Origin of the sequence: Noviherbaspirillum humi (genome assembly GCF_900188095.1) — a bacterium.
GTDB classification, from domain to species: domain Bacteria; phylum Pseudomonadota; class Gammaproteobacteria; order Burkholderiales; family Burkholderiaceae_D; genus Noviherbaspirillum; species Noviherbaspirillum humi.
On the sequence record NZ_FZOT01000004.1, the window covers coordinates 303,815 to 323,779 of the forward strand.

The 19,965-nt window shown below is 53.6% G+C and carries 15 protein-coding genes; all 15 read right to left on the reverse strand.

All coding sequences use genetic code 11. The annotated features are described in order from the left end of the window. Positions 1-219 precede the first annotated feature (219 nt). The gene (locus CHB88_RS09775; RefSeq protein WP_089399124.1) at positions 220-1,431 is read right to left on the reverse strand and encodes an ATP-grasp domain-containing protein; all 1,212 of its coding nucleotides are present in this window, start codon (positions 1,429-1,431) and stop codon (positions 220-222) included. A gap of 283 nt (positions 1,432-1,714) precedes the next feature. Next, positions 1,715-2,971, reverse strand: a complete 1,257-nt coding sequence (locus CHB88_RS09780; protein WP_245844865.1) for an NAD(P)-binding domain-containing protein — start codon at positions 2,969-2,971, stop codon at positions 1,715-1,717. Positions 2,972-3,222: 251 nt separating this feature from the next. Continuing rightward, positions 3,223-3,834 (reverse strand): sugar transferase, encoded by a 612-nt coding sequence (locus tag CHB88_RS09785; RefSeq protein WP_217900148.1) that lies wholly within the window; start codon positions 3,832-3,834, stop codon positions 3,223-3,225. Then, positions 3,831-4,985: a DegT/DnrJ/EryC1/StrS family aminotransferase gene (locus CHB88_RS09790; RefSeq protein ID WP_089399127.1), complete on the reverse strand. Its 1,155-nt coding sequence runs from the start codon at positions 4,983-4,985 to the stop codon at positions 3,831-3,833. The genes CHB88_RS09785 and CHB88_RS09790 overlap by 4 nt, the downstream gene beginning before the upstream one ends. Before the next feature lie 13 nt (positions 4,986-4,998). After that, the gene (locus CHB88_RS09795) at positions 4,999-5,730 is read right to left on the reverse strand and encodes a class I SAM-dependent methyltransferase (protein ID WP_089399128.1); all 732 of its coding nucleotides are present in this window, start codon (positions 5,728-5,730) and stop codon (positions 4,999-5,001) included. Next, positions 5,723-6,991, reverse strand: coding sequence for a glycosyltransferase family 4 protein (locus CHB88_RS09800; RefSeq protein WP_089399129.1), 1,269 nt, complete (start codon positions 6,989-6,991; stop codon positions 5,723-5,725). Before CHB88_RS09800 ends, CHB88_RS09795 begins: the two co-directional genes overlap by 8 nt. A gap of 261 nt (positions 6,992-7,252) precedes the next feature. After that, entirely contained in the window at positions 7,253-8,374 is a 1,122-nt protein-coding gene (locus CHB88_RS09805) for a glycosyltransferase (protein WP_089399130.1), read from the reverse strand. After that, complete coding sequence (gene asnB / locus CHB88_RS09810) at positions 8,371-10,254, reverse strand: asparagine synthase (glutamine-hydrolyzing) (RefSeq protein ID WP_089399131.1); 1,884 nt, start codon at positions 10,252-10,254, stop codon at positions 8,371-8,373. The genes CHB88_RS09805 and asnB overlap by 4 nt, the downstream gene beginning before the upstream one ends. A gap of 118 nt (positions 10,255-10,372) precedes the next feature. Then, a complete protein-coding gene (locus CHB88_RS09815) occupies positions 10,373-11,500 on the reverse strand; it encodes a DegT/DnrJ/EryC1/StrS family aminotransferase (RefSeq protein WP_089399132.1) in 1,128 nt (375 codons plus the stop codon). Next, positions 11,487-12,146, reverse strand: a complete 660-nt coding sequence (locus CHB88_RS09820; protein WP_425436085.1) for an acyltransferase — start codon at positions 12,144-12,146, stop codon at positions 11,487-11,489. The genes CHB88_RS09815 and CHB88_RS09820 overlap by 14 nt, the downstream gene beginning before the upstream one ends. A 1-nt stretch (position 12,147) precedes the next feature. Beyond that, positions 12,148-13,233, reverse strand: coding sequence for a Gfo/Idh/MocA family protein (locus CHB88_RS09825; RefSeq protein WP_089399133.1), 1,086 nt, complete (start codon positions 13,231-13,233; stop codon positions 12,148-12,150). 18 nt (positions 13,234-13,251) lie between these two features. Beyond that, a complete protein-coding gene (locus CHB88_RS09830; RefSeq protein ID WP_089399134.1) occupies positions 13,252-14,622 on the reverse strand; it encodes a nucleotide sugar dehydrogenase in 1,371 nt (456 codons plus the stop codon). Positions 14,623-14,703: 81 nt separating this feature from the next. Next, positions 14,704-16,731: a polysaccharide biosynthesis protein gene (locus CHB88_RS09835; RefSeq protein ID WP_245844867.1), complete on the reverse strand. Its 2,028-nt coding sequence runs from the start codon at positions 16,729-16,731 to the stop codon at positions 14,704-14,706. Positions 16,732-16,982: 251 nt separating this feature from the next. After that, positions 16,983-18,530: a hypothetical protein gene (locus tag CHB88_RS09840; protein WP_143131204.1), complete on the reverse strand. Its 1,548-nt coding sequence runs from the start codon at positions 18,528-18,530 to the stop codon at positions 16,983-16,985. A 55-nt stretch (positions 18,531-18,585) separates the two neighbouring features. Continuing rightward, positions 18,586-19,962 carry a hypothetical protein gene (locus CHB88_RS09845; protein ID WP_143131205.1) on the reverse strand — a complete coding sequence of 459 codons (1,377 nt, stop codon included), beginning with the start codon at positions 19,960-19,962 and terminating at the stop codon, positions 18,586-18,588. Positions 19,963-19,965 lie beyond the last annotated feature (3 nt).

The window sequence follows — 19,965 nt, forward strand, 5'->3', positions numbered from 1 at the left end:
AGACGAACCACTTACACCTTTTCATGGCGCATACGATCCTGGTCTGATTGCCAAAAACCAGACCACCATGGTCGTTCGCCATGGGTCTTCATAAGAAGCACTTTTCGGACCAGATGCTTGGGGATCGCATTCGGAGACCATCCGAGTGCGGAAATCAGCAAGTAAGATTTATTGCGACTTCGCGTGGCAAGCGACACTTGATATTGCTTCTTCCTTGAATCAATGCGCATCCGAATCAAAAGCATTCTTTCCGTGAGAACGACATGCTTTTAGCAGTCGGCTCATATGTTCATCATCCTCCGCCATGATTGAACTCGGAGGTACCCGTTTTTTCATGTGATTTTTTAAACTTGCCCGCGTTTGACTCGCGAGCGAGCAAAGATCCATCATCATGAGGCGTGACATATGCCCGCGAAGTCCAACTCCAAAGGCAATATAAGGCCAGATCATGGGACGAAAAAGAGGATGATAGAAGGTATCGGCGCAGCCTGAAGTCATGACGCATGGCTCAGGCCTAGGCTGCAACCGCGTTACGCTTTCGGCCACAAAATTTAATCCGCACCAGATTGAAGCTGCATGACTGCGCCAGTAACGCGGGTTGGATTCGAAAAGATACACATTCCCGGTATGCTCTTCGATACGCCCATCCACATTCATGACCCCTTCATATCCGCTTTCCTTGCAAATGGTATAGGCCGCCTGCTCCAGGTAATCGTTTTCAATGAATATGATTTTCGCCTCGTCGTTCTGAGGATAGATGCGCTGCTGAATTGCGATTGCTTGGACTTGTCCCTGGATGGATAAAAGATTCAGACCAACGTCAACGCCCTTGATAAAGCGCTGCACCACGAGAGGGGCGTATTGATAAGCATCATTGGCAACAATGCGCCCCCGGTAATCCAGTTCATTGAAAATCAGGTGTACTCCCGTGGAAGCCTGCTGGTCAAGCGGCTTCACAATGAATGGCAAGCCAATCTTTTGCGCGACGGCAGAGAAATTGAGCTTCTCCTTCGATTCTATCAATTGCGATTCTGGCACTCGCAAGCCATGGTCGCGGCAAAATTCATAAAAACGCCATTTATTATCAAATCGATCCAGCATGGAACCGTCAGGAGTAGGCGCAATGCGAACGTTTAAGCGACGGCGCACGCGACTGATTAGACGCGCGCCTTCACAGTCGGAGCACAACATCACCAAGTTTGGCATGGCTTCGCAAAGCTGATTCACTGCATTCACAAACCGGTCATCTTCCGCTCCATCGAAGTCCGTTTCCAGTTGACCGGAGCAAAGGTGCGTCAGGCGCAGATAGCGCGTTCCACGGGCGCACACCGCAATGCAATTTGCATCAGTGTAGGCATGGAGAGCGAGCAGCACTTGGATTAGAAGGCCTCTTCTGGCTCCTACCACAACGAAATCTTCACCGCTAGCCATGAATTTCAACGATCAAAGTTCGGCAATCCGCCGCCGCCAATCATACGTCCTGTCAGGCATACTCCCGTTTTACACTAGCATGATGAGCCTGGCGCCAACCGGAAATCACGTAATGTGACGCTTGGCAGGTAAAAATGTACTTCCGTCCTCCGCCATGGATTCGATCGACACAAAGAAATCTCACTGTCGCATCGCCATGCCTGCCGTGAACCGTCGTGACTACCATATTTTCGAGGTGTCGGGCAGGCCGGCAATTACTGAAATTCATGTTCCCTCTTTTCTTTCAAGTATGGTGGGATACCATCGTTTCACCAGGCTTTTGTCTGTTCCGGCTTCGTCTCCTTCCCTGCGACCGAGCAAGATGCTTGGCGATATTGCGCGATGCAAAATTGGCACCCACAGCAAAGCGCATGACCGGTCCAAATGACGTTGCCGCAATGGGCCCGGTAAAGAACAGCCCAGGTATGGAAGATTCAAAATGCACAGACAAATCAGGGACACGGCCTATGAGTTTGAGCCGGTCGACAAGCACGTCACTCAAGAACGGTATACGGCCGACATCGGCCTTATATCCAGTTGCCGCAATCACATGGTCCACATTGATATATCGATGCACGCCGTCCATGGATGCCAGCTCCAATTGCACACGACCATCATGCACCCTCGCGTCTATCAGTTCACAGCCTGACAGCACAGCCAAATCTCGGGCACGCTCTTTCATGAACCACCCTCCAGACGGGCCGAGATACCTGTTTGCATACACGCTTCGCTTTTCATTCGGTAAATAACGATAGATCCATGGTACTTCGCACCAAATCTTGCTTTCCCATCCTGGGCCAATCCCGGAAATAGGCAGACGCAACTGGTTCAAGAAGGATCTCGCACCATCGCCCCACGGACTACCGAAATTAATCTGCGGCTTGCGAGCAATCAGCTGCACCTTTGTCTGGTTTTCATGCAGCAGAATGGCAATATCCGATGCGGATGATCCACTCCCAACAACTGCCACCTCCTTTCCCCGATATTTTTGTAGATTCGAATTTTCGGCACTATGAGAAAGCAGTTCCGGAGGCAAGGACTGCAACTCTTCAGGAATATGGCGGAAGTAATCCAGGCCCACGGCGATTACCACTCTGGATGTGACAAACACCTCACCGCCTTGCAGCCGAATTTGATAGTGGTGGCCAGAGGGTGTGATAGCCGCTACGTTATCTTCTTCCAAAGTAGGGACAAAACGCTTTTGGAAGGTGAGACCGTAATCGCAGAAAATTTCGAGCGGGATGGGGAAATCAATATCCTCATAAGGCAGGCCGCGCTCTTTGCAGTACTGCCTTAACGGAAAGCTCCTATCCGGATCATATAGGCTGGATGAAAAGCCGGCGGACTTCAGTAACATCCCCTTCGGCATATTGGCGAACCATCCATGCATCGGCTTGCCAATAATGCGAAAGTCCACGCCATATTTTCGAAGATGCGCGGCAATCGACAAACCATATGGACCAGCTCCTACAATGGTGACATCAGTTTCCCGGCTCATCATTCGCCTTTCTTAATCGGAGTACGACAACAAATTGCGCAGAGAAGAAATTGAAGGAATCTCGGTACGATTTTCATATTTTTGACCACACTAAAAACCCGACCTTATTTACAGCGTATGAAGTCTCCCGCGCTTCGTCTTGCGGCTGATCAGACGCCATGGAAGTTCTGGCAGCCGATGACTTCAATGGACGGATCGACGAAGACAGTCCGGTTCGATGGAAGGCTAGAAAAAAAGCTGGATCAAGTTCATACTCAAGGATCGCGCTTTCTATGAAGACTGGCGACTGCTAGCAGTGTGTGGCCGATAATCTTCAGGTCCATTACGAAGCTGCGCTCATGAACATATCGGACGTAGTAATCGAGTTTGATTGGCATGATGGTTTCAACATAGCTTCGCTCAGGATCGTGAGATTTCCCGAGAATTGCATTTTCTTCCTTGAACTCGATCGATGCCCAATCCGTGATGCCCGGCCGAACCGACAGCACCGCATCGCGCAACGCTTTCGGATATTTCGCGACATAGCGAACCACTTCCGGACGCGGTCCAACCAGACTCATGTCACCGAGTATCACGTTGATTAGCTGCGGCAGTTCATCAAGCTTGAAGCGGCGCAGCGCGTGGCCAACGCGGGTGACCCGCTCATCCTCGCCGATAGTGAGTTGTCCTTTCGCCTCGGCATTGAGCGTCATGGTTCGAAATTTATAGATACGAAATACGCTACCGTGAATCCCCACACGCTCCTGACGGAAAAAGACTGGCCCGGGCGAATCGAGCTTGACGACTGCCGCAATGAGGATGAGGATCGGCGACAGGATGAGCAGGCCCGACAGGGCCGCGACGAAGTCAAATATTCGTTTCGTCAGCATAGTAGTTCACGCATGGTATCGATGACGCGTGTCTGGTCCTCGTCAGTCATCTTGGTATAAAGCGGTAGACTCAGCATGCTTTGATAAGCGGCTTCCGCCTCCGGAAACTGGTCCGGCTCCAGTCCGTAACGTTGGCGCCAGTACGGATGCCTATGAAGGGGAATATAGTGCACGCTGGTACCGATTCCCTGCCTGGAGAGATGCTCTATCAGTTCATTACGACTTATGGGCGCCTCCTCCGTCAGCCGGACAACATACAAATGCCACGCGTGCTGGCTATCCCCGTCCGCGTCAGCCGGGAGGACCAGCGGCAGGTCGGCCAGCGCTTCGTTGTAGCGGGCAGCCATTCTCTCCCGGCGCAAGAGAAACCGATCAATCTTGCGTAATTGCTCGATGCCCATTGCCGCCGCAATATCGGTCAGGTTGTCCTTGAAGCCCGGTGCCACAACCTCGTAAAACCAGCTGGGAGTGGTTGAGACGAATCTGTCAAATACATCCCGGCTGATGCCATGGATGCGCATGATTTTGACGCGCTCCGCAATCTCAGGATTTTTGGTCACAACCATTCCACCCTCCCCGGTTGTCATCGTCTTGTTGGCATAGAAGCTGAAGACGGTGGCGTCGCTGTCAAGCGTGCCGACAAGGCGGCCTTTGTAACGGGTAGGGAAAGCATGCGCTGCATCTTCCACCACATAAAGCTTGTTGACCCTGGCGATATCAATGATTTCGTCCATATCGCATGCCAAGCCTCCATAATGCACCGGCATGATCGCTTTGGTTCGCCGCGTGATGGCACCCTCGATCCGAGACGGATCGATGTTCAGCGTGATCGGATCGATATCAACCAGCACCGGATCAGCGCCAAGGTAGCGTACGACCTCGGCAGTGGCCGTGAACGTCAGCGTCGGCAAAATCACTTCATCTCCCGGCCCGATGCCGAGCGCTTCCAGCGCCAGATGCAAGCCAGCGGTTGCAGAGTTGACTGACACGGCTTCCGCATTCGAATCGAGATAGCGGGCAAAGCATTGTTCAAATTCCTTGGCTTTTGGGCCGGTCGTAATCCAGCCCGAGCGCAGGCACTCAGTTACAGCGTTGATTTCACGTTCGTCAATATCGGGGAGCGCAAAGGGGAGAAATGGGCTATTCATGGCATGGCTCCATCTATTGGGCTGAATGCACGTCGCTTGCGGCTGGCTTCGGTATCCAGCACAACGCATGAGTACGCAGAAATGAAAAGACGTTCAACACGGGGTATAAGCGCGGCGACAGCCGCGTCGCGGCGCGGCTGATAGGCGGCGCCAATGTGACGCGTCGCATTACCGGAGACGACATGGGAAACAACTCCCGGATTCGCCGCATCGATACCCCACGTACATCCGGATTTCGCGGATTGTCGTAGCAGAAGTCGTACCAGAGAATCGCGCCGCCCGGACGAGTCATGTCCCACATGCGCTGTGCCAGCTTATGCTGAAAACCCTGGTCTAGGATCGACGAGAACACTGTCGATTGATAGACGATGTCGAACGGTTCGCAGTCCAGTTCCGACGCGTCTCCACCAATCAGCGCCAGCTCCTGTGGCAAGTGTCTGCGTGCCCTTTCGAGGCTAGCCGGCAGCAGCTCATTGCCTACCAGATTGGCGGGATCGAAACCCCAGCGCAAAAATCGAAGCAGGTTGCCGCCGCCGCCACACCCCACTTCGAGTAGAGACACTCGTGACAGATCAGTTAAACCTGCCTCCGCGAACAGTTTCAGCATCAGTCGTTCGGACTCCATGCTGGCCAGGTGCACATCCGGCCTTAGCCAAGAGTAACGCTGCGCATCCTCTCTGGCATCCCGAACGGCATAGCGCGAAACGATCGCATTCACTTCCGCATGGCTTTCACTATTACTCATTGGGCGCTCCTGCCAGGCTGTTGGGCATCCGTGCCGCTTGCATGACACTCAGAAATTTTTGAGCAAGCACGGCGTAGTCATGATGTGCATGGACATAACGTTTTCCGAGCTGTCCCATGTGCTGCCGTTCCGGCGCCGCCAATCGCATCAATCGTGCTATCGCATCCGCTAGCGCCGGGGCATCCTCTGGCTTTACGCTATAACCGCAACCGGCATCGGCAACACAATCATTGGGAACCTCGGCTGCATTGATGATCGGCTTGCCAGCAGCCATGTAATCCATCAGCTTGTTGGGGCTGATGCCGAACCGGTACAGTGGCTGCCGCTTCCAACCGATAAACAGAGCGTCTGTTGCGCGTAGCAATTCAGCAATGCAACGCTTGGGAACCGGAGCAAGAAAATGGACGTTGGTCAAACCCAGCTCCCGCGCTCTGCGTTGCAGCATTTGCTTGTCCGGCCCCTGTCCGACAAGAACGAAGTCCACGGGATGGTCGAGCAGCAGCTTCGCCGCATCGAGCAATCCATCAAGCGCGTTAGCCAAACCATGGGTGCCGGCGTAACAGACTATGAACCTGCCTTTGTCGCGACATTCCTTAAGCACTGCGCAATGCTCCAGCGGCAGCTCCCCTGCCTCAGCTTGCCATTCGTCGAGTTCGATACCATTGGGGATGTAATGAAACTTCTCGCGTACCATGCCTCGCTCGCACAAGTGCTTGTCAGCAAAAGGGAGCATGCTCACAACCGAGTCGGCACGCCGGCAGGCATAGTCCTCGCCCAATTGCAGGCTGAGGACAAAAGGATGTAAAGCCGACATCTTTCCCAGTTCCATCGGCGACAATGGCCAAAGGTCATGTACCTCATAGACCAGCTTGCCGCCGCTCAGTCGAGCGATTGCGCTGGCCGGGAAAATATCCCAAGTGTAGGTGGAGGAAGCAATCACCACATCAGGCGAAAAGCGGCGCGCCAGCAAAGATCGCATCCGATACAGCCGATTGACGAAGGAAGCCATGTTCACGGCCCGGCGCAAGCCATTTCCAGAATAGGAAGGCGTCCTCAGCCAGATGTAGCGGATGCCATCGATCGACTCTTCTTTTACCTTGCCGGACATCTCAGGCGCCTTGCTGCGCACATGCGACGCGCTCGCCGCCACGACACTAACCTGATGACCAGCACGTACCCAGTGACGTGCCAGATAATGGGGGCGATACTCCATCCCGTGGAATGGCGAGCCGGCGTAATGATTGATATAGAGGATACGCATGTCCCTCTACCCTTCCCTTGCTGTCAAACGCGAACCAGCAGTCAACTGGAAGATGGCGGAACAGCGCTTTCCATCGACAACCCGATCGATATCTCTTCGTGAATAGGCGGGTCGCAAAGCAATGCCGATTTTGCCCCTTCGCCGAGTTTCGCTGCAGGTTTTCACCTGGTCGACAAGCGATTCCTTGATGCGTCGGACGCCATCCCCTTGTACGATAACGATATGCACAACGTCCATCCCCTCCATCGCTGGATAAGTGAATCAATAGCCAAGCAAATCCCGGTACAACGCAACCAGCTTTTTCTCTTCGCAATCCCAGCGATACTTGCTTTCAACGGCGAGACGGCCGTTTTTGCCCATGCGCGCAACCTCCTCCGGGCGTTCATGAAAATGCCTGATCGCCGCGGCAATGGCTTCCGGATCATTCTGATCAACACAAATGCCGCATTCGTTGCCCTCGATTACTTCACGCCACAATGGGAAGTTTGAGGCGATGACAGGCACTCCTGCTGACATGTACTCGAACATTTTGATTGGCTGTGAATTGACGAAATTGGGAACGTGGTGCAGCGTAACCAATCCAGAAAAGCTTCTTGCCATGATTTCCGATATTTTTTGACGGTCAACGAAACCGTATTCTTTTACTCTGCTCCATCCGACGTAACGCATGACTTCATTTCTGACTGCGTCCTTTGCAAATTTTCCAGCGAGAAGCAGGCGTGACTGTGTCCTACCAATCGCCTGCACAACTTCACGGATGCCTCGAATTTCATCGATCCCGCCCACGTAGCAGACACTGTCACGCGGATTGGTTTCATCTTCGGACTGCGGGCTGAGTTCACCGATCAGCGGAAAGTTGTTGATCACCACGACCCGCTTCGCGATGCCATCGAACAGCGATCCGATGAAAGGCGTCGCTGCGACAACAGCGGCAAGGCGTGCGACCCCAAAGTTCTGAAGCCATCGGGCGGCACTGGCCAGTATCCACCTCGCCGGCAGCGGTACCCAATCCTTGGAATGAATCTCACCGGGAAGATCTTCATGCGCATCGAAGATCACTTGCTTGCCGGCGCGCGCCAGCATCAGGCCATAGGGCATCAGCTCCGGATCATGAAAGTGGTAGATATCCGCATCAAGTTTCTTCGCAGCCGAGTAACAACGCCACGCGTGAACCGACATTCTGGAGAATCGTCTACTTTCCGGTACATAAGTCAGGGGATGCAAGGTCACGCCGTAGCCGGCGGCTTCTGATACATCGGCCGCAGCTGCATTGATGACCAGATGGGTGTCAAAGCCAGCTGCCGCTAGCGACACGCACTCCTTGCGGAATATGCGAATATCCAGGCCATGATGTGCCGAGGACATATGGCATATTTTTTTCATGACACCCTCGCTACCGCTTTTTCCGCCGCGTTGGCTCTGACCGGCTTGGCTAGCCATGCCAGCATCAAGGCTTCATCCAGTAGATTGCTGTCGCTTGAAAGGGCCGCATCCGACAACAGGTGGTCGAGATCGGCGCCTTTCTGCAAATGGCCGGTCAATATCCGCCGGTGATCGAAGATCAGGCATCTCAGGCGAGTACTGATGCCGTTCTGAATCCACGATTGCGTCACATCGAACCCTCTTTTTTTCCGATTCAGCCTGATCGAATCCGGTACAGTCCCCGCGGTGATCTTGCGCAAAGCCCATTTGCCGTAGCCGTTGCTGATCTTCAGCCTGGCAGGAAGCGCCAGCGCCATCTCGAGCAGGCGATAATCCATGAACGGTAATCGGCTCTCCACGCCGTAGCCCATGGAATTACGATCTTCATAGCGCAGCAGGGTCGGCAGGCTCCATTGGCGCACATCGTCGATCTGCCTGGCAGACAAGGTAAGATCGTGGGCGCCCCACAAGTTTTCGAGGGTCGACTGCCAGTTCAGCAAACGGAAACCCGCATCGGCATTGCGACGGTAGCGGTTCAGGTTTTCCCAATACATGCGCGCCTGGCTGGCCTCGTGCAGCATCATCAACCCGAATGAACAGACGTAGCCGACGATATTCTGGAACTCGTGCCTGCGTACTGCCTCCCGCAAAGCAACGACGAAGAATTTTCGGTAGCCGGCAAACAGCTCATCCCCTCCCTGACCGCCGAGCAGTACCTTGAAGCCGGCCTGCCGAGCGATTCGATACACTTGATTTTGGGCTAATAAGCTTAGTCCGGAGAATGGCGCCTCTTGAAATCCCATGGTCCGCTCGAGCGCATCGCCAAGCGCTCTGCGCCCGACACTGGGCCAGACATAGGTGACGTCAATGCCGGTTTCCCGCCCGAAGCGCTCAACGGCAGGACCTTCCGACGCTTGTGCCGTTGGTGATCCATAAGTAAATCCGCGCAATTGCGGGACTTCTTTCGAAGCAAGCGAAGCGACCGTGGTTGAATCCAATCCGCCGCTTAGCGACACCGCGACAGGCACATCGCAACGCAGCCGGACGCGCACTGCATCTTCCAGCAGGTGCTTGCAGCGCTCAAACAATTCATCGTCAGTCATGGAGAGGACCGACTCGGCAGCCATGGCGACCCGCTTCCGCAAGTCATACCACGCTCCCTCGGTCACGTGCGTTCCTGCCTCTGTGATCCGGATCCGGGTCCAGCTGCCCGCCGCGACACTACGCACGTTGATGAACGGCGTGCCGGTTTCCGCAGTTTCAAATACCTTGTATCGTGCACCGCGAGCACAATACTCGGTATCAATCTCCCCGCCAACTTGACCGGCAACGGCAGAGACCGAAGAAGAAAAAACGATTCCTCCTTCAGGCAGATTTCCCCATGCCAGCGGCTTGACGCCAAATCGATCTCTTACCAGCCACAATTCGCCCGACAGCGGATGGAATGCGGCAAACGCGAACATGCCGTTGAAACGGGGTAGCGCATCAAGGCCCCATTGCGCCCAGGCCTTCAATAGCACTTCGGAGTCGCCTGACGATCGAAAGGACCATCCCAGACTTACAAGCTCTCCTCTTATTTCGGGATAGTTATAGATCTCTCCGTTGTAAGTGATCCACCAGCCGGATGCCGTATCATGCATCGGCTGATGCGCCAGCGCCGACAGGTCGATGATCGAAAGACGGGCATGTGCCAGCGACACGTCAAATCCGCGGCATTGAAAGTTCTCGATGCCGTGGCTGTCAGGCCCTCTAGCATTGATCAGTGCAAGTTCGTCCCAGGGAACAATTTGCCGCCCATGGCTCATACTCTGCCTGACGACTGATCCAGCGATTCCGCACATTGCAGGAGGCCTACGAAATAATGAGTGGTTCGAACGAAATGTCGTCGAAGGCCGGCAGAACGCATTGCCAGCAGGCGGCTTCACATTTCTTGGCTTCTATCCATTCGAGAGGAATGCGCTATGCGTGCAGCGTCGTCTTGAACGCAGGCACTAATGGTCTTCGGCGGGTCGCAAGCAGCGCGTCGCTAATAAATGCGACGTCTCCTTCATCCATATACGGACCTATCGGAAGGCTCATGACTTTCTGTGACATCTCGATGGCGACCGGCCATTGCTCCATAAGACAAGATTGCGCATAGGCCGCTTGGAGCGGTATCGGGACAGGGTAATGCACTGCAGTAGGAATGCCCTTTTCCCTGAGCATTGACTGCACTGACTGCCGGTCCTCAACGGCCACGGTGTACTGCGCAAAAACGCTGGTGCGATCCGGCCGAACTTGCATGACTTCCATGTAGTCGCTCAGCGCGCCGCTATAGTACGACCCCAATTCCTGCCGGCGCTGGACTTCCCAATCGAAGCGTTCCAGTTTCGCCAACACGATCGCGCACTGAATCGTATCCATGCGTCCGCCAACGCCAACGCGCGTATGTACATAACGCTTCGACTGTCCGTGAATTCGCAACTCACGCATGGCAAGCGCCAGCTGAGCATCATTGGTGAAAATCGCGCCGCCGTCGCCATAGCAGCCGAGTGGCTTGCTTGGAAAAAAGCTGGTACAGCCAATTGTCGATAAATTGCAGCTTTTTCGTCCCTTGTAAACGGCGCCGAAGCTCTGCGCCCCATCTTCGATTACTGGAATTCCGTATCTGTCAGCGATGGCATTGATCTCATCCATGTCGGCAGGCTGGCCATACAAAGAGACCGGAATGATTGCGCGCGTCCTTTCGCTGATGCTCTGCTCGATCAGTGATGCGTCGATATTGCAGGTATCCGGTTCGATATCGACAAAGACTGGTGTCGCGCCTAACAGGACAATGACTTCGGCAGTCGCTATGAAGGAAAACGACGTGGTGATCACTTCATCGCCCGGCTTGATGCCGATTGCCATCAATGCAATAAGCAGCGCTTCGGTTCCGGAAGCAACCGTGATGCAATGGCGCGCCCCGGTATAGCTGGCAAGCTTCGCTTCCAACTCTTCCACCTCCGGTCCCATGATGTAATTTCCGTGGTCAAGAACCGACTGAATCCGTGCGCCGATTTTCGGGCGGAGTGCTTCATATTGGGATTTAAGGTCAATGAATTCCATATCGTTTTTCAGCCTCATGGTTGTTTGTGTTTGCCGATATGTCAACTTTCTCAGGATCACCGCTGATAACGCAGAGACCGTCTTGCAATATGTAATGGTCTCCGGTGTGGGGACAAACGGCTTCCCCATTGCCCCGAAGCGGCAATTCAAGTTTTTCACCATAGCGGCTCATCCAGCCGATTTGACGTGCGGGCACGCCGGTCATCAGTGCATAGTCGGGGACATCGCGGTTGACGACCGCCCCTGCAGCAACGAAGGCATACTGGCCCACCGTCACGCCACATATGATGGTGGCATTTGCGCCCAACGAGGCGCCGCGTCGTATCAGGGTCTTTCGATATTCCGATTTCCGGAGCACGGCGGCGCGAGGATTGTAGACATTGGTGAACACCATGCTGGGTCCGCAAAACACGTCATCCTCAAGAGTGACTGCGTCATAGACCGACACGTTGTTTTGAATCTTGACATTGTCGCCAATCACTACGTCATTACCCACATACACGTTTTGTCCGAGCGAACACGACTTGCCGATACGGGCACCGCCGCAGACATGTGAGAAGTGCCATATCCGCGTGCCATGCCCGATGGTGGCCCCGCGATCGACAATTGCACTTGGGTGAATTGCATCCGGAATCGCCATATTCATCTCAGTACTCCATGGGTAGCGCTATGCGTTTTCCGTCACGCGCAGACAAGTAAGTCGCGATCAAAACCTCCAGCGTTTTCAAGCCCTCCCGCCCGTCGGTCTCCGGTTCGGCCTCTCCTTGCAGCACCTGGATGACGTTTTCGTAATACTGGGCGTGGCCCATGCCGTACACCGAGTTGGTCTGGTAACTGGCTTCATGCACCTTGGCGTCATCTGCGCAATGATCCTCGAATTCCCAATGCTGCACTTCGTTGAGCGCTACGCCGCCGATGCGTACCGTTCCCTTTTCACCAAGAATGGTAATGCTGCCTTCCAGGTTTTTCGGATACGTAAGCATGGTGACATTCACGGAGCCAAGTGCTCCATTTCGCCAGCGCAGACTCATGACGCCGGTGTCCTCCACCTCGATGTTGCGTTCCAGCGTAGCGGTATAGGCGTGCAGGCTCTCTACCGGTCCGACCAGCCACTCAAGCAGGTCGACATAATGACTGGCCTGATTCATGAACGCGCCGCCGTCGTATTCCCAGGTACCGCGCCACCGCGCGCTGTCGTAATATTCCTGAGGCCGTGTCCAGAACACATTGACATTGACCATGTGGAGGCGGCCGAAGCGGTGCTCTTCCACTGCCCTCTTCAGCAGCTTCAGCGTCGCATTACGCCTGTTCTGCTTTACCACGAACAGGTGAACACGTGCCTCGTCACAGGCGGCCACCATGCGCTTTCCATCTTCCCATCGAGTTGCCATCGGTTTTTCCGTCACGACATGCTTGCCCGCTTCGGCAACGGCTATCGCTTGCCGCGAATGCAGACCTGACGGTGTAGTAAGGATATAAGCGTCTGCATCAGATTCGGAAAGCATGGTGCTAAGGCTCTTATAAGGCCGTGCGCCGGTAATGGCGACGGATTCTTCCAACGCGCGCGAATCCGTGTCGCAAACCCCGACGAGGTCGCAGCGATCTTGATGCTGTTTTAGTGCAGCAAAATGGTTTCTGGAGATGCGGCCGCAGCCGACCAGTGCGAATCGGATCTTTCTGTCGATTCGCCGGATGAAAGCGCCTTCTGCGAGAGGTGCGGAGTGGTATTGCATGTCATGCCTTTCAGAGCGTTAGGACTTGACGACGTTGTGCAAGTGACCTGGGTAGACGCCGCGTGTGTCGACGATAACTTTGGCATGCTTCTGTATCAAGCCATAGTCAAATGAGCTATGGTTCGTTGCCAGAAGTATCAAGTCATAAGACTCGATTGCTTCGGTGGTCAGATCGACACTTTCCAGATCGAAGTGATGCTCGCGCATCTTTGGAAAAACCGGGACATGAGGATCGGAATAAGCGATCTCCGCGCCCTTGCTGCGCAATATTTCCATTAGTTTCACGGAAGGGGATTCGCGCATGTCGTCGACGTTCTTTTTATAGGCAATTCCCAATATCAGGATCTTGCTGCCCTTGACCGATCGACCACGGTCGTTCAATGCGCTCGCTACCTTATTGACCACCCATTGCGGCATGTCGTTGTTTATTTCGCCCGCCAATTCAATGAAGCGGGTATGCAAGCCGAACTGGCGTGCTTTCCATGTCAGATAAAATGGATCGATCGGAATGCAGTGTCCCCCGAGCCCCGGCCCTGGATAGTACGGGGTGAACCCGAACGGTTTGGTAGCCGCCGCATTGATGACTTCGTAAATGTCGATATTCATTCGGTCGGCAATGATCTTCATTTCATTGATCAAGCCGATATTAACCGCTCGGTGAATGTTCTCCAGCAGCTTCGTTAATTCCGCGGCGCGCGTCGAGCTGACCGGCACCACTTCATCGATGGCAGATGCATACAGGGCGATCCCAGCCCTGCAGCATGCCGGCGTGGCGCCGCCGCATACCTTGGGAATGGACCGGGTTTTGAAGTTGGGATTGCCCGGATCTTCGCGTTCAGGAGAAAAAACAAGAAAGATATCCTCACCTACCGTGAAGCCCTTGGATTCAATACGAGGGCGCAATTCCTCATCGGTCGTGCCGGGATAGGTTGTGCTTTCCAGAGACAGTACTTGGCCGATGCGCAGGTGTGGTACCAAAGCCTCTACCGTACCAAGAATAAAGCTCAGATCGGGCTCCCGATAGGCATTCAAGGGCGTTGGCACACAAATGATGATCGCGTCCACCTCCGAAGCCCTCGAAAAATCGGAGCTTGCTTCGGAGCCATTGCGACGCGCATACGCAATCGATTTTTCAGAAATATGTTCGATATAGCTTTCACTATTATTCAGCTTATCCACCTTCCCTTGCTCGATGTCGAAGCCAATTACCCTAAAGCCTGCATAGGAATACCTCAGCAGCAAAGGCAAACCGACATAGCCGAGTCCCACTATGCCTATCACGGCGGTGCGGTCTTCGAACTTCGAGACTAAATCATCCAACAGGCTTGATTCACGTTCGACGACAGTTGGTCCCTGTAGCATGCTGCCCTGCTCTTCAAGGTAAGACATGAATCGCTCCTCTTCTTAATACGCAGTTCCAAGGCGGTGTCTGCAGTTTTTGGTGCTTTGCTTCGACCGGCGATCCCGCGGCTAATGCCTCAGGCCTGTCCGGCCCATCATTCGAATCGGCATGAACGGCAATGTCGGCAAGGTTTCCGTGTCATCTGCCTGGCCCGGCACGAGGGCCGCTTCTTTCGTCGCATCTCGTGCATAGCCATGAACAAGCTTTCTCACCAAAATCTTCAGCATGGAGGTATCGTTTGTGGCGCAAGCCACCATCAAATAGGCGACTTGTTGTGACAGCACGTCAGGTTCGATTACATACTCGGTCGTTGTCATGATGCGAGGATGTCTGCTAGGAATGGCATCATTTCCCGCAAACAGCTCTTCAAAGAGCTTTTCGCCGGGACGCAGACCAATGAACTGTATTTCAATATCGCCACTAGGATTTTCCGGGCATTTTTCAGTAAGCCCGCACATTGCGATCATCGTTCGCGCAAGGTCGACAATCTTTACCGGCGATCCCATGTCCATAACAAATACGTCGCCCCCGGTCGCCATGGCGCCAGCCTGAACGACCAGTTGCGCGGCCTCGGGAATGGACATGAAATAGCGCACCACATCGCGGTGGGTTATGGTTATCGGCCCGCCACGCTCGATCTGTTGCTTAAAGAGGGGAACGACAGAACCGGAGGAGCCGAGTACATTACCGAAACGCACGGCACAGAATTTTGTTCCGGACTGCTTGACCGCGGCTGCCTGGAAAATCAGTTCGGCGATGCGTTTGCTGGCGCCCATGATGCTGGTTGGCCGGACCGCCTTGTCGGTGGAAACGAGCACGCAGGTTTTCACCTTGAATCGCTGGGCGGCATTCGCAACGATTTCCGCACCGAGAATATTGTTGCGCAATCCTTCCGCCATGTTTCCTTCGACAAGTGGCACGTGCTTGTACGCGGCGGCATGGTAAATGGTGTCAATCTTGTTGTCGGCAACGACTCGGTCAACGAGGCGGGCGTCACATACCGAGCCAAGGTGGGCGTGTACGACGGCCCGCGGAAACCGATCCCTCAACTGCTGCTGAATGTTGTAAAGCGCATATTCACAATGATCGATCAAGTGCAGTGATAAAGGGTCCAGTGTCAATACCTGCCTACATAGCTCGCTGCCGATCGAGCCACCAGCGCCGGTAACCAGGATGTTCTGGTGGTGTACGCATTTCTTGAACAGGTGCATGTCAGGCTGGATAGGCTCCCGGCCCAGGAGATCGTCGACTTTCAGGTCCCGGATGGAGCGCGTCGTGATGTGCTCATCGGCCAGTTCCATCAAATTGTAGAGCGTCTTCACCTGCGCGCCCGATTTCTGTGCATTGGCAATGATCGCTTTGCGCTGCTCCGGCGTTGCGGAGGGAATGGCGATGATGATCAGGTCGATGTGATGGTGTGCTACGACATCAACCACGAGGTCCGGAGAAAACACCCGCAGTCCGGCAACATTGCGGTTTTTCAGTACCGATTTGTCGTCGAAAAAGCAGGCAAGCCTATATTTATCGCTGACGCGAATGGCGCGCGCGAGCTTGACCCCAGCTTCACCGGCGCCATAAACGGCAACCAGCGGTCCCATGCGCTTGCGTTTTTCGAATTGACTGTCCCGCAGAAGCGCACGTGCCGTCATCCGTGACATGACCACATGGGAAAATGCGACGAACCAGTAGATCATCAACGCGTTGTGCGGAATCTTCAAGTAATTGAAATAGGAGGACAAGAGGTAGATCGGCGCGATAGCAAGCGCAAGTCCGATTCCGGCTGCAATGAGGAGGCATTGATCAATGAAGCGGACTACCGCGCCGTACAGTCCTGTTGCGGCAAATGCGCCGATGGTGATCGCCGTTACCAGCAGATACGGCAGCAGGCCGTACCGTGTGATGGCTTGTGCCTCTCCAACCCTCAACAACAAGGCAAGCATGAAGCATGCAGGTAACGCCACCAAATCGACCAACAACATAAGGCCGATTTTGGCAGGTCTGCTCATTTCAACCATCTTTACGCTAAACGGGTTACTCGATGCGCTTGCCAATAGCATAATTTTTGTCGCCAGATCCGATCTCGATATCCTGCTCATTGATCGCCAACGTCGCTGTGTGCCGGCTCATTATCAATTTAGTTGCTGGCGCTAAAAAAATAAGTCCGAATTTTCGATGGGTGCGCCGCGGAAGACGAGATTTACTTCCAGTTTTTCGATGTTTGTTTATGCAAAAGGCTGGAAGCGGGAAATCGATGGGTACATCATCGGATTAGCAGCTATCCGGGGATCATGGAGGCCCTGCGAAGTAGGTTTTTGGCGAGCACGTCAGCAACGTGACTTTCACTGCCTCATGGAATGCCGACCGCTACCAAGCTAGCCTGAAAGGCGAATTGGGTAAGCGCTGTTATTCGACCATCTTCGTTGTCGGAGAAGCTTGGGTAGTATTTGGCAATGAAGGCCTTGCTTTCCCGGCTTTCATCTCGCAAAAGCCAGTACAGCGCCTTTGCCGGCAAGCCGATTTCAGGACGATATCGGGTCCAAGCCGCATATCCGCCTGTTGCAAAGGCGTCTGTCAGTCCATAGGGAGGGTATCCTTCCCTGCATTCGCCTGTCCCATTGTCATACGCAACCCGAAACCAGCCGTTCGCTCCGCTCCAATAATTCGCAAACAGGGGTTTGGCCACATCGCCATTCCAGATCACCGCGAGCAGATTATTGGCAAAGCTGGTTGCCAAATCGTTGCCGGGCAAGTCGTCCCTGGAGAGAGCAAATAGGATTTGCAGCGCCTCCCGATTGCGCCCTATCGCATCCAGCGCAGGCACCAGACGGCGTGCATGACTGAAGTCCCACCCAGTATCCTGTCGTCTGGTAACCGCGCTTGGCGAAATTTGCAACTCCGGTTTTTGCGTGCTGCCAGCCTCCTTGCCTATCGTGCATAACGCCGGTTTTTTTTCGTTCTCGTACCCTGCATATTGATTGTCCGCATACAACCGCCAGTAACCACGGTCAATGTCAGCAACGTCAACCGGTCCAATTCGGCTGAAAGGCAAATGCCGAATCGTGACGCGTGACTTGAATAGTCGAAGCAATGCTTTCAAATGAGCCCGTTGCCTCTCAGCGAAACCAGAAGGCAAAGCGGCTGCAGCCGGGCTCAAGTTCCGGACGATTCCCGATAGCTCAGAATAGATGGTGATCATCCATAGGGATTTATCGGTGAAAAAGAGTGCTGATGATGAATTGGTAACGTCATCCGCGCTTGCAGCAGCCTGCCATTTGAGACGGTACACGGTGACCCACCCGCCCCAGCGAAGCAAGTGATCTGCAGCGACGCTAACCGTTTCCTTGATGAAGGCCTTGTCTTCCCGGGTAAGGGACCGTTCCTGAATTGCGAGCGCATTCGCAACCGAGGCTGCCATCGCCAGAAACTGGACGCTACATAGAATGACCTCGTTATCGAGCAGATGATTTTTGTTGGTGCACACGCTTCCCCCTCGACAAATCCAACGCCGGCCCGGCGAGAGAGCGGTACCTTCGGTTAGTGCCGAGTAGCTCTTATTGATCAGCTCAGCAACTTCCCGGAGGCGATGCGTACGATGGCAGCGCCGTGCCATCAACACCATGTTGTGCGCAAAAATCTCGAAGTCATATAGCGCGTAAACGTCTCCGTGGTTCAATAAGCGGTGCTCTAGGAGATCCTGCTGAAGATAGCGCTTAACGCTTGTCTCCCAACTCGTCCAGACCGCTTGCTCGACTTCGCCGCCACATATGAAAATTCCAGCCTCAGCAGGACGATTGCCACGATCAAGCTCAAGCGATCGTAGGTCGGCGCTTAAACCATATCCTCCCCATGACGCCAATATCAGAAAGAAACCCAGCGCCCTTACCATGGCGGCCACTTTAGATGCTCTTTTCTTGCCGTTCAACGGAAGACATTTTAACCATCGCCCAGCGTCAAGACCTTTTCAGATAGGTGTTGTGCTCTCTTGGATTTAACAACGCACCTTTTTGAACTGTGCTTGATGGCTTCACCCCGGATCGCATCCTGACTAGCTCCGCATAGTCATTCGGTGAGCGATTTCGGAAACATGCAATCAGTATCATGTTTGCCCACAAGCCATGCGTGAGGAATGTAGTTGGCAGGTCCGAGGAGGTAATGAGCGAGAATATTGGAATGACGGTCGCGGCAGTAACTAATTCAACGCCTCGATCACCGGCTTTACGCGCACAAGAATCAACGTACTTGAATATAACGGCGGTCATGGCCGCATAAAGGAGCATGCCAGCGAAGCCCGCATGCATATAGCCGCTTCCGATCCACCCAGTATTGGCGCCGGTCAGGTCACTATTGAAGTAGTACCTTCCGATCATATGGGGCGCGTCAAGCGGATAGGGATAACGCAAAAGACCAAGTGTGATCTTGCTGTCTGAGAAAAGTACCCAGTCATGGCTCGAAAAAAATTCGTGATACATGTAGTTGATTTCGGGAGGTAGAAAGAACATTCTTGCGAGCATCAAGGTTCCGAGCCACCCAAATAATCCGTCACTGTTCTCCAGGTTGAACGCCAGCCAAAAGTCTCCGATTGAAAGCAGTATTACCAGCAAGATTCCCAGATTAAATTTGATCGTAAGACTTTTGCTCGAGGAAATGAGATAGATGAAGAGGACAAGAAAAGGATTGAACAACGGCGCCTTGTTTGCGGTGAGCCCAAAAATGAGAAATCCGAAGATCACGTAGAGCGACGCGAACACATACTTTCTGTACAAAAGTGACAATACCAGTCCGATAGGCACGACGACTTTCCCCATAGGAGGAGAAATATACCCAAATATGCCTGGCAGATTGTCCGCCGCATCCGTTCGAAAGTCATAAACCTTGGATAAGTCGAAATTGAGATAAGCAGCGCCCCCCATTGCAAAGATCGAGCCCAGGTATATCAGTACCATGAACAGCAACAAGCGCTGCAAGGCATCCATACTTAGGAAGAAGGATCGCGGGCGATCGATTTTTATGAACCGCAATAAGCCAACGGAAAAGACGAAGGCCGTAACGACCTGCGCCGGATATTCCCAGCTTTTTCCCTCTGCATAAAACAATACCATCATCGGAATCAATATAAAAACCATAGTCAACTGGAAGAACAGTGTTGATGGTTTTTTGAAAGTTGCGGGAATGATGATCGACAATATTATGATCGCGATCACTGCAGCATACCCATTTGTGATGTCTGGCTGAAATACATACCCTTCATAACCATATAAGGGCACAATGAAGTTTTCATATCCGAAGGTCAAGGCTACGAACATAGCCAGATTCAGGAGTAGGAGCATGAA